Genomic DNA, 11,523 nt, shown 5'->3' with positions numbered 1-11,523 from the left:
GCCAAACAGAAGCAGGCCATCGAACAGACGCTGGAAGAGCTGGGATCGATCGAGCAGCAGGCACAGGACTGGCTGCGCGAACATCACGGCGAGGCAAAGGGCCAGGTATCGTGAACGAGCAGGAAGCCTCCGTCTTCGAGGTTCAGCGCCTTTTGGAAGTGGAGGAACTGGATACCGACTTCTATCGCGGCGCGGCGCGGCCCGAAGAAGGCGGCAGGATCTACGGCGGGCAAGTGATCGCGCAGGCGCTGGCGTCCGCCGTCGCCTCCGTAGAGCCGGGTCGGGCCGCCCACTCGCTTCATGCCTATTTTCTGCGCGCCGGGGACATCACGCGCCCCGTGATCTACCGGGTCATCCGCGATTTCGATGGCGGCAGTTTCGCCAATCGCCGGGTCGTGGCCTTGCAGGACGGACGGCCGATCTTGAACCTGGCAGCCTCGTTCCAGCGCCCCGAAGAGGGCCTGGCCTATCGCGGCCCGATGCCGCAACCGCCCGGCCCGGAGGCTGCCAAGCCGCTGGCCGACTTTCTTACGGCGGCGATGGGAACGTTACCTTGGCCTTTTCGCGACCTTGCGCTCGCGCTGGACATGCGTGTGGGCCAGATCGACGCGAAGGGGGCCGATCCGTCAGTCGGGATGCCCGGCCTTCCCAGCCAGTGCGCCTGGTTCCGCCTGCCCGCCGGGCTAGACGAAGTACAAGCGCGGACCGCGCTGGCGCTCGTGAGCGACTACGGCCTCATCAACACCGCGCTGCTGCCCCATGAAAAAGGATGGTCCTCTCCAGATATCCAGTCCGCCAGCCTGGACCACGCGATCTGGTTTCATGAGACTCCACCGCTGGGCGAATGGCTGCTATATACCATGGACAGTCCCTGGTCGGGGCATGGTCGCGGCTTGGCGCGAGGGACGATCTTCACGCAGGATGGCGGAATGATCGCCAGCATGACGCAGGAAGGCCTGATCCGCCACCGTCCGTGACCGCGGACAAGCGCGGACGCCCACCGGCGAGCGTGGGATAACGCCAGGAGGTTTACGGGACGGACATCGAGCCGGCACCGGGGCGCTCTTCGCTGGAGAGCGCGGGAAAAGCCACTGTGTGCGAACGGCCGATGGCGTGGGAACCTCGGCTCGGCCCTGACGCAGGCATGTGGAACCAGCCATAGGGCTCGCAAGTCGAGCCGGTCCCTTCACGACATACCTGTGCGCGAGCGCTGGGGAACGTGACACGATTTCGTCGCATCTCTCCGCCCACGGCGCCGGCTCGAAACACCGGCGCTGCGTGATCATCGCCTAGCCGGATGCGTGGCTGTATAACCCATATGGTTACTTGTGTCAAATTGTTTCCGTTGTGCCGCCTATAACTCTCTTCTTGTTATTGCGAGTTACTCGCATTATCGAGCGGGCAATCAACGGAGGGAAATACCTGTATGCACCGGCTTCGTCTTACCGCGCTTTGCGGAACCGCGCTGACCGTTCTGAGCGTTGCGTTCCCCGCTCACGCGGAAGAAGAGCAGCCGGCGGACGCCATCATCGTAACCGGTGCGCGCGCCGCCAGCGGCGCGATGACCAAGACCGACACCCCCGCCTTACAGACACCGCAGCCGGTTACCATCGTCACCGATGAACTGTTCACCCAGCAGGGCGCCCTCTCCGTCAGTGATACGCTGCGATATGTCTCGGGCGTTCAGACCAACCCCTATGGCCGGGACAGCCGGATCGACGGCGTAAAGGTACGCGGCGTCAACGCGCAGCAGTTCCGTGACGGCATGCGCGATGTATTCAGCTACTACGCCACGATCCCGGCCGATCCTTACAACTTCTCGGCCGTACAGCTGGTGCGCGGTCCGGCCTCGGTGCTGTTCGGCCAAGGTTCGATCGGCGGCCTGTTCAACCTTGTCTCCAAGGCGCCGCAGTTCGAGACGGGCGGCGAAGTGTCGGTCCGCTACGGGTCGTTCGATCGCAAGGAAGTGCTGGCCGATCTCACCGGCCCGCTGAGCGACACGCTGGCCGCCCGGATCGCCGCGCGCGTGCGCGATGCCGATACGCAGACAGATTTCGTGAAAGACGATCGGGTGATGATCGCCCCCTCGCTCACCTGGCGGCCCTCGGCCCAGACCGACGTCACGCTGCTCGGCCTCTATCAAGAGGACGATGGCGGCTCGACCGCGCAGTTCCTGCCGCTGGTCGGTACGATTCTGCCGAATCCCAACGGCAAGCTGCGCAACGATCTATTCATCGGCAAGCCCGGCTGGGACCGCTACGACGGCCGCCTGCTGCAAGGAACCGGCATGATCAGCCACCGCTTCAACGATGCGGTGAAGATCAGCCTCAAGGCCCGCTACATCGATAGCGACGTGGATTACCGCACGCACTATCCCAACAGCTACGCCAATCCGCTGAACCCCTATGTGCTGCCGGGCCAGTTTGATGCCGATGGTGTGGCGATCCCCGATCCGGCGCAGCGGATCATCGGCAACTATTTCGAGACCAGCAAGGCGCGGATGGAGATCTTTTCCACCGACAACAACCTGCAATGGACGTTTAACACCGGCAGCCAGATCGAGCACGTCCTTCTGGCCGGGGTCGATTACAGCCGCAGCCGCGTGCGCAAGGTCGGCGCACTCGGCCAGGAATACATCGACATCTACAACATCAATTACGATGCCCTGTCCGATTTCGGGGGCGGCCTTCCACGCGGCGCGGCTCTCAGTGACGACACGGTGCAAAAGCAGTTGGGCTTTTACCTGCAGGACCAGATCCGCATCGCCAACCGTGCGTCGGTGGTGCTGGGCGCGCGTCGTGACAAGGTGACGACCAATAGCTTCGGCATCCGCGCGCTGGACGAAAGCGCGACGACGTTCCGCGCCGGCATCATCGCCGATGTCGTTGACGGCGTCTCGCCCTTCTTCAGCTTTACCCAGAGCTTCGACCCGATCATCGGCCTGGCCTTCGATGGCCGCGTCTATAAACCCCAGCGCGGCAACCAGTTCGAAGCGGGCGTGAAGTTCCACCCCACCGATTGGGCGATCCTCACGGTGACAGGGTACCATATCAAGCAGACCAACACGCCAGTTGCCGTCACTCCGGGTGCCAGTGGCCAGCGCCAGGTCGGCGAAAGCACGTCGAAGGGCATCGAAGTGGAAGGCAACGCCACCTTCCCCGGCGGCCTGCAGATCGTCGCCAATTTCAGCTACAACGACGCGGCGGTGTCCAAGTCGACCTACGCCTATGAAATCGGCAAGCAGATGGAGAACGTGCCCAAGTACAACGCCTCCCTGTGGGCTTCGCGTCCGTTCGATCTGTCGGACGAACTGAGGCTGCTGCTGGGCGGGGGCGTGCGCTATTCCGGAGCGAACAAGTCCTATAGCGAATCCTTTTTCCCCAACGGCTTGCGCACGCCAAGCTACACACTGGTCGATGCCTTGGCCGAATTGCGCTGGCGCGAACACTGGACCTTCTCGGTCAACGCCACGAACCTGCTGGACAAGCGCTTCTACTCCGCCTGCCTGGCGCGGGGCGATTGCTTCATGGGCGAAGAGCGGCAGGTGTTCGGCACTGTGAGCTACCGCTTCTGATGGCGCTGGGCGGCGTTCTCCTCACTGGATCGCTTGCCGGAATGCTGGGCGTGGGCGTGTTGCGCTATGCCTGGCAGCAGGATCGCCGCTCGCATCCGTTGAACCTGGCGGGCTGGCTGCTGATCCTGACCGGAGCCGTGCTGGGCTGGCAGGCAGCGGGCGCCTGGGGCACCTCGGTCACCGCGCTATGGACGATGGGCGCCGCCTTGGTGCTGCTCGCCTGGGCAGCCTTTCGCTGCCGCCCAGGCAAGATGCGTGCCTCAAACCGCCGCGCTGGCATCATCGCCGAGCGGGGCGAACCGCTGCGCCTGATGGGACGCGTGCTGACGTTCATCATGGTGGGGCTGATCGCGGGTATTTTGGGGATCGGCATCGCCGTGGCCGGGGCCAGCCTCCTGCTGTTCACCGGCGCGGGAGAAGCTAACGCGTTCTTCCTGGCGCTGACGCTGACCCCGCTGGCATGGGCCGTGCTGGCGTATCTGCTGCTGATGGAGAGCGACCGGCGCGGGCAGTTCCGCTTGCTGGCCTTCGCCAGTCTTCCGCTTTGGCCCTGTCTCGCGCTAGGAGTGCTTTCATGACGGCAGCGCCCGAACCCTCCAGCGTCAAGCGCGCGCTTTCCGCCCACGCGGCGATCGGCCTGCTGACCAGCGCCTTGCTTTATATCGTCTGCCTGACGGGCACGATCAGCGTGTTCTATCCCGAGCTTCAGCGGCTGGAGCAGCGCGACGCGCCCGAGATGCCGGCGATCGCCCCCCAGGCCGTGCAACGCGGCGTGGAGGCGGTGCTGGCGAGCGAAAAGGGCAAGCCCACCACCACTCACTTGTTCGTTCACATGCCGGTGGATGACCTTCCGCGCGCCACGATCACCACGGACACCGGCGCGGTCCACCTCAACCCGGACGGCACGATCGCCGGGCCGGAAGAGATCGCCTGGTCGGACTTCCTGATCGCGCTGCATTACACGCTTAACCTGCCCTCCGTCGTCGGGCTGACAGTGGTGGGTGCGCTGGGGGCGATGCTGCTGGCGCTATCGCTGACGGGTATCATCGCCCATCCCCGCGTCTTCCGCGATGCCTTCAACTTGCGCGCGCGGGACAGCAACGGCGTCGGCCTGGCGGACTGGCACAACCGCCTCTCGGTCTGGACCCTGCCCTTCTCCACCGCGCTGGCGCTGACCGGCGCGATCATCGGGCTGGGCAGCGTGACCGCGATGGGCCTGGCCGCGCTATTCAAGGACGGCAACGTGGAAGCGGTCTACGCGCCGCTGTTCGGGCCGGAGGGCAAGCCGAACGCGCAGCCCGCCCCGCCCGCCGATGTCGCCGCCGTGATCACCAATTTCACCCGCACCTATCCGCAGGCGGTGCCTACCTACGTCACCATTCATGAGCCGGGCACGCTTGGACAGGAAGTGGTCGTCTCGGCCCGTCATCCGCATCGGCTGATCTTTGGCGAAAGCTATCGCTACGACGCGCGCGGGCGGCTGCTGGGCATCGCGGGCTTGTCCGATGGCGCGATCGGGCAGCAGGCCGGAGCATCGATCTACGGGTTGCACTTCGGCAATTTCGGCGGCTTGCCGGTGAAGCTGGCCTACCTTGTGCTGGGCGCCGCGCTGACCGGCATCTGCGCGACCGGAGTGTTCATCTGGTTGGGCAAGCGCCGCCGCCGTGGCCATGTGGAGCCACGCCTGCACCGATTGTGGGATGGCGTGGTGTGGGGCAGCCCGTTCATGCTGGGCATGACCTTCGTCGCCCGCAAGGCCCTGGGCAACGGCGCGCCGCTGGTGGCGATCTTCTGGATCGGCCTGGTGATGATCCTGCTGGCTTCGATCCCCTCGGTTGCCGACGTGCGCTTTCGCAAGGCGGTGCAGGCGATGGCGGCTTTCGGCCTTCTCTTACCGGCGATGCTGATGCTGGGGTGAGGGTCGGGCCGCTTCAGGCGGGAAATGGTTTCACGCTTTCGCGGCGCTGACGAACTTGGGGGAAGCCGCTACCGCGCCTGTTCCTCCATTCGTGTCGAGCGAAGTCGAGACACCGCAGCGCCCGAAACCCTTAGACCGCCGCCCTACTCATCGCCATAAATCGCCACCGTCATTTCGCCATCGGCGGCAACGCGCCCGCGATACATGCCGGGCGTGTTGAACGACCAGACCGCCGCGCCATCATGGCCGATCGCGATCAGGCCGCCTTCGCCGCCCAGCGCTTTCGTCTCCGCCTGCACAACGTCCGCCGCCACTTGCGCGCTTTCACCCAGGAAGCGGATGCGCGCACCGATCTCATGGCCTACGCCTTCGCGGATGTAGAACTCGCCAGAGCCGGTGGCCGATACCGCGCAGGACCGATCATCCGCGAACGTGCCCGCCCCGATCAACGGCGAATCGCCGACCCGGCCGGGACGCTTGCCGGTGAGGCCGCCGGTGGAGGTGGCGGCGGCGAGGTGGCCCTGGCTGTCGCGCGCCACCGCGCCCACGGTGCCGAACTTCACGTCGGCATCGAAAACGGCCTTGCCCTGCCCGCACTCGCGCATCTTTTCCAGCTGCCGCCAGCGCTCCGCCGTGTGGAAGTATGTGGGATCGACCTGCTCGACGCCGACTTCCTCGCCGAAGCGATCGGCACCGGGGCCAGCCACCAGAACGTGGGGCGTCTGTTCCATCAGCGCGCGGGCCAGAGTGACGGGGTTGCGCGCGCGGGTAACACCAGCAACGGCTCCGGCTGCACGCGTGGCGCCGTCCATGACCGCCGCGTCCAGTTCGATCGTCCCGTCCGCCGTGAAGACCGCGCCGTGGCCTGCATTGAACGCCGGATCATCTTCCAGCACGCGCACTGCGGCCTCCACCGCGTCCAGAGCCGCACCGCCCCGGCGCAGGATCGCCGCGCCTGCCACCAGCGCCTGCGTCAGCCCGGCATGCGTGGCGGTTTCGAGCGCCGAGTCCAGTTCGCCCCGCCGCATCGCGCCGGCACCGCCGTGGACCTGGAGCACCCAGCCCCCGGAATCGAAGATGCCATCGCGCGCGGTGTTTGTCTGATCTGTCATTAGGCACTTTTAGCGAAGACCAGCGTAGCCGGTCAAAGCCCGGAAATACGCCACTTGCCAAGGCTGAGCATGAACATGCCGTTCACAGTTGTAACAAAGAACGTGCAAATAGATTACCTTCTGGTACAAAACCGGTTGACGCAGTCGGCGACTGCCTTATATACCAAACGGTATAGTAATCCTCATGGGAGCGGAACCTCGACACTCAGCTGCTGAGCTTCCGAAAAAAATAACAACAATCCATGCGCCCTTTCCGGGCGTGCCATCGATCGGCCTTGCAAGGTCGTGCCTTGGGGCGCGGCCCCAAAGGCTCGCCTGCCGCTGCCGCGCCGAAACGGCGGCGGACAGACCTTATTCGCCGGAGCATCGCCAGTGAACTCGCCTATCAAAATTCCGCTGCCCACCGACGAGCGGCATCTTTCGGCGGAGCCCGCCGCAGGCCCGCGCCGAAGCCGCCGCAATACCGCGATCGGCGTGATCGCGGTGGTGCTGGTCGCCGGTATCGGCTGGAAGATGTTGTCCGGACAGCAGGCCGATGCCGCGCCGCCACCGCCCGCCGCCGTCCAGATCGCCGCGCCGCTGGTGCGCGAAGTGACGGAATGGAACGATTTCGTGGGCCGTTTCGCCCCCAGCCGCACCGTGGAGGTTCGCCCGCGCGTATCGGGCGCGGTGACGCAGATCCTGTTCCATGACGGTGATTTCGTGCGGCAGGGCCAGGCCTTGTTTGTCGTCGACCCCCGGCCGTACCGCGCCGCGCTGGCCGAGGCGCAGGCCGATGTCGCCTCCGCTCGCAGCGCCCTGACGCTCGCCCGGTCGGACTATGGCCGCGTCGCCGGGCTGACCGGGGACGAGGCGATGGCCGCCAGCGAGGTGGATCAGCTGCGCGCCAAGGTCCGGGCGGCGGAAGCGGCGCTTGCAGGAGCGCAGGCGCGGCTCAACCGCCGCTCGCTCGACATGGAATTCGCCACCGTGCGCGCGCCGATTTCGGGCCGCGTGTCCGATCGCAAGGTGGACATCGGCAACCTGGTATCAGGCGATGGCGCGGCCACGGCCACTTTGCTGACCACGATCAACGCGGTCGATCCGATCTACTTCAACTTCGATGCCTCCGAAGCGCTCTTCCTCAAGACGCAGCGCCAGCGACAGGCCGGGCAAGCCGCCGCCGACGTGCAGGTGCGCTTGCAGGACGAGGCCGACTATCGCTGGAACGGCAGGCTGGACTTTACCGACAATGGCCTCGATCCGCGCTCCGGCACGATCCGCATCCGCGCGGTGGTGCCCAATCCCAACGGCTTCCTGACGCCCGGAATGTTCGGCAACATGCGCCTGGCGGAAAGCGGCCAGGTCCGCGCGATGCTGGTGCCCGATCAGGCCGTCCAGTCCGACCAGGCGCGCAAGGTGGTGCTGGTGGTCGGCAAGGACGGCGTGGTTGCCGCCAAGCCGGTACAGCTGGGCCCCCTCGTCAATGGATTGCGCGTGATCCAGTCCGGCCTTGCGCCTGATGACCGCGTGGTGATCAGCAACTTCGCCGGGGCGGTCGCAGGATCAAAGGTGGATGCCAAGCCCGGCCGGATCGCGCCTACGAAGGCTCCGCCTGGTCCGGCGGCCGGTCCGAACGCGCCGATGGCGGCGCAGGCGACCTTAAACTGATCTCGCGCTTCTCAGCCCGATCCAGATAAATCCCCGGCGCCCTCGCGCGCCCAGCAGGGACACAGCTCATGCGATTTTCCCGGTTCTTCATCGACCGGCCGATCTTCGCGGGCGTCATCGCGGTGATCATCACCGTGGTGGGCGCGCTCGCCTTTTTCGGCCTTCCGGTTTCTCAATATCCCAACATCGTGCCGCCCACCGTCACGGTGAGCGCACAATATCCCGGCGCCTCCGCCGAGACCGTGGCCGATACGGTGGCCGCGCCGATCGAGCAGGAGATCAACGGCGTCGATGATATGCTCTACATGGACTCGCAGTCCACGGGAGACGGCAAGACCACGATCACGGTGACCTTCAAGATCGGCACGGATCTGGATGCCGCGCAGGTCCTGGTGCAGAACCGTGTCGCCGTCGCCACGCCGCGCCTGCCGCCCGAAGTGCAGCAGCTGGGTGTCGTCACCAACAAGACGTCGCCGGACTTCCTGATGGTGGTGAACCTGCAATCGCCCGATGGCAGCCTGCCGCGCGATTACCTTTCCAACTATGCCCTGACCCAGGTGCGCGACAAGCTGGCGCGCGTGGAAGGCGTGGGCGACGTGCGGCTCTATGGTGCGCGCGACTACGGCATGCGCATCTGGATCGATCCGGGCCGCGCCGCCGCGATGGACCTGACCCCCGGAGAGATCGTGTCGGCCCTTCGCGCGCAGAACGTGCAGGTTTCCGCCGGAGCGCTGGGCGCGCCGCCCTATGACAAGGGCAACGCCTATCAGGTGGGCGTGGAGCTGCAGGGGCGCCTGCAGACGCCTGAACAATTCTCGGACGTGGTGGTCCGCACTGATCCCGATGGCCGCCAGGTCCGCGTGCGCGATGTCGCCCGCGTGGAACTGGGCGCGCAGGACTACAACACCAACACCTACCTTTCGAACAAGCCCACCGTGGTCATGGCGGTGATGCAGCGGCCCGGCTCCAACGCGCTGGCCGCGGCGGAGGCCGTGCGCGGGCAAATGGATACGCTGGCCAAGTCCTTCCCCAAGGGCATGGAATATTCGGTGATCTACAACCCCACCGAGTTCATCGGCCAGTCGATCGACGCGGTGTATCACACCCTGTTCGAGGCGGTGGTGCTGGTCGTCATCGTCATCCTGGTATTCCTGCAGAACTGGCGCGCCGCGATCATTCCGATCGTTGCCATTCCGGTCTCGCTGATCGGCACCGCCGTGATGCTGGCGGCGCTGGGCTATTCGCTCAACAACCTGTCGCTGTTCGGGCTGGTGCTGGCGATCGGCATCGTCGTCGACGACGCGATCGTCGTGGTCGAGAACGTGGAACGCTATATCGAGGACGGCATGCGCCCGATCGATGCGGCACGGCGCTCCATGGACGAGGTGTCCGGCGCGCTGGTGGCGATCGTGCTGGTGCTGTGCGCGGTGTTCGTGCCGACGCTGTTCATCAGCGGCATCTCGGGCGCGTTCTATCAGCAGTTCGCGGTGACGATCTCTACCGCCACCGTGATCTCGCTGCTGATCTCGCTGACGCTGTCCCCCGCCCTCGCCGCGATCCTGCTCAAGCATCGTGAGCGCGTGCCGACGACCGCACCGCGCTGGAAGCAGTGGGTGCAGAGCGCCGGGGACAAGTTCAACCACGGGTTCGAACGCATGAGCGAGCGCTATGCCGGGCTTACTCACCGCCTGGTGCAGGCCCCGCTGCGGATGATGGCGACTTATGCCGCGCTGATCCTGGCGACGCTGGGCCTGTTCTGGACCACGCCTGCCGGCTTCGTGCCGCAGCAGGACCAGGGCTACTTCATGGCCGCCGCATTCCTGCCGCCGGGCTCCTCGCTCGCCCGCACCGACGAGGTGGCGCGCGAAATGGCCGCCCGCATCCTGCCGATCAAGGGCATTCGCGGCGCGGTGATGTTCGCCGGGCTCCACGGGCCTTCGCGCACCGCTTCCCCCGATTCCGCCGCGATCTACTTCCCGTTCGAAAGCTTCGAGGACCGGGCCAAGGTCGGCGCGACGTACGCCAAGATCATGGAACAGGCGCAAGCCGCGATGAAGGGCTACGACAAGGCGCAGATCGTTCTTCTGCCGCCGCCCACCATCAACGGCATCGTCCCGGCGGGCGGCTATCGCATGATCGTGCAGGACCGTGAGGGCCGTGGCTACGCCGAGTTGCAGAAGGCCATCGCCCCGCTGCTGAAGGAGGCCAATCAGGCGCCCGAGCTGAAACAGGTCTACAGCCTGTTCAACACGGCGACCCCGCGCGTCTTTGCCGATGTCGATCGTGCCAAGGCGGACATGCTGGGCGTGCCGGTGCAGCGCGTGTTCGAGGCGTTGCAGGTCTATCTCGGCTCCGCGTTCGTGAACGATTTTAACCTGCTGGGCCGCACCTATCGCGTCACCGCGCAGGCGGACTCGCCCTATCGCGGATCGACGGCGGACATCGCCAACCTGAAGACCCGCTCCATCACCGGCGCGATGGTGCCGCTGGGCTCCGTGGCGACCTTTGAGGACAAGACAGGCCCCTACCGCGTGGTGCGCTACAACCTGCAGCGCGCGATCGAGGTGGACGGCGGCGTCGCCCCCGGCCACTCGACCGGACAGGCGCTGACCACGATGGAGCGCATCGCCGATGCTAACCTGCCTGCCGGCTATGGCCATGAGTGGACCGGCATCGCCTATCAGCAGAGCACGGCCGGCAATACCGCAGGCATCGTGTTCGGCATGGCGGTGTTCTTTGTCTTCCTGGTGCTGGCCGCTCAGTACGAAAGCCTGACATTGCCTCTGGCCATCGTGCTGATCGTGCCGATGTGCCTGTTCGCGGCGATGCTGGGCGTGCAGATCCGGGGGCTGGACAACAACATCCTGACCCAGATCGGCCTCGTCGTGCTGATCGCGCTGGCGGCCAAGAACGCGATCCTGGTGGTCGAGTTCGCCAAGCAGGCGGAGGAGGAGGGCATGTCCACCATCGATGCCGCCGTCCACGCCGCCCGCACGCGCCTGCGTCCGATCCTGATGACCAGCTTCGCCTTCATCCTGGGCGTGGTGCCGCTGGTGATTGCCGAAGGGGCCGGTGCGGAACTGCGCCAGGCGCTGGGCACGGCGGTGTTCTTCGGCATGGTCGGCGTGACCGGGTTCGGGCTGATCTTCACTCCCACCTTCTACGTCGTGTGCCGCAATCTAGCCGAGCGGCTGCGGCGCAAACCCCGCCCCGCGCCCAATATCGCACACGGCCATGACACCACCGCGTTGCCGGCTGAGTGACAGGAG

7 protein-coding genes are annotated in these 11,523 nt (G+C 65.8%); 6 read left to right on the top strand and 1 reads right to left on the bottom strand.

The features are described 5' to 3' along the window. The first annotated feature begins 110 nt into the window (after positions 1-110). The 4 genes from ACHWRX_RS15010 to ACHWRX_RS14995 all read left to right on the top strand — a co-directional run bounded on the left by ACHWRX_RS15010 (position 111) and on the right by ACHWRX_RS14995 (position 5,492). Positions 111-977: an acyl-CoA thioesterase gene (locus ACHWRX_RS15010; RefSeq protein WP_394659788.1), complete on the top strand. Its 867-nt coding sequence runs from the start codon at positions 111-113 to the stop codon at positions 975-977. A gap of 449 nt (positions 978-1,426) precedes the next feature. Continuing rightward, entirely contained in the window at positions 1,427-3,574 is a 2,148-nt protein-coding gene (locus ACHWRX_RS15005) for a TonB-dependent siderophore receptor (protein WP_394659787.1), read from the top strand. Then, complete coding sequence (locus tag ACHWRX_RS15000; protein ID WP_394659786.1) at positions 3,574-4,152, top strand: hypothetical protein; 579 nt, start codon at positions 3,574-3,576, stop codon at positions 4,150-4,152. Before ACHWRX_RS15005 ends, ACHWRX_RS15000 begins: the two co-directional genes overlap by 1 nt. Then, positions 4,149-5,492 (top strand): PepSY-associated TM helix domain-containing protein, encoded by a 1,344-nt coding sequence (locus tag ACHWRX_RS14995; protein WP_394659785.1) that lies wholly within the window; start codon positions 4,149-4,151, stop codon positions 5,490-5,492. The genes ACHWRX_RS15000 and ACHWRX_RS14995 overlap by 4 nt, the downstream gene beginning before the upstream one ends. 143 nt (positions 5,493-5,635) lie before the next feature. Here ACHWRX_RS14995 and ACHWRX_RS14990 read toward each other — a convergent pair whose 3' ends face one another. Further along, the gene (locus ACHWRX_RS14990) at positions 5,636-6,604 is read right to left on the bottom strand and encodes an isoaspartyl peptidase/L-asparaginase family protein (RefSeq protein WP_394659784.1); all 969 of its coding nucleotides are present in this window, start codon (positions 6,602-6,604) and stop codon (positions 5,636-5,638) included. A gap of 372 nt (positions 6,605-6,976) precedes the next feature. Here ACHWRX_RS14990 and ACHWRX_RS14985 point away from each other — a divergent pair, with 372 nt between their 5' ends. Both ACHWRX_RS14985 and ACHWRX_RS14980 read left to right on the top strand, forming a co-directional pair. Further along, on the top strand, positions 6,977-8,254 hold the full coding sequence (locus tag ACHWRX_RS14985) for an efflux RND transporter periplasmic adaptor subunit (RefSeq protein WP_394659783.1): 1,278 nt from the start codon (positions 6,977-6,979) through the stop codon (positions 8,252-8,254). 68 nt (positions 8,255-8,322) lie between these two features. After that, a complete protein-coding gene (locus ACHWRX_RS14980) occupies positions 8,323-11,517 on the top strand; it encodes an efflux RND transporter permease subunit (RefSeq protein ID WP_394659782.1) in 3,195 nt (1,064 codons plus the stop codon). Positions 11,518-11,523: the final 6 nt, after the last annotated feature.

The sequence above is a fragment of the uncultured Novosphingobium sp. genome (genome assembly GCF_964277725.1).
GTDB lineage: Bacteria > Pseudomonadota > Alphaproteobacteria > Sphingomonadales > Sphingomonadaceae > Novosphingobium > Novosphingobium fluoreni.
This window is presented reverse-complemented; position numbering and strand designations above follow the sequence as displayed.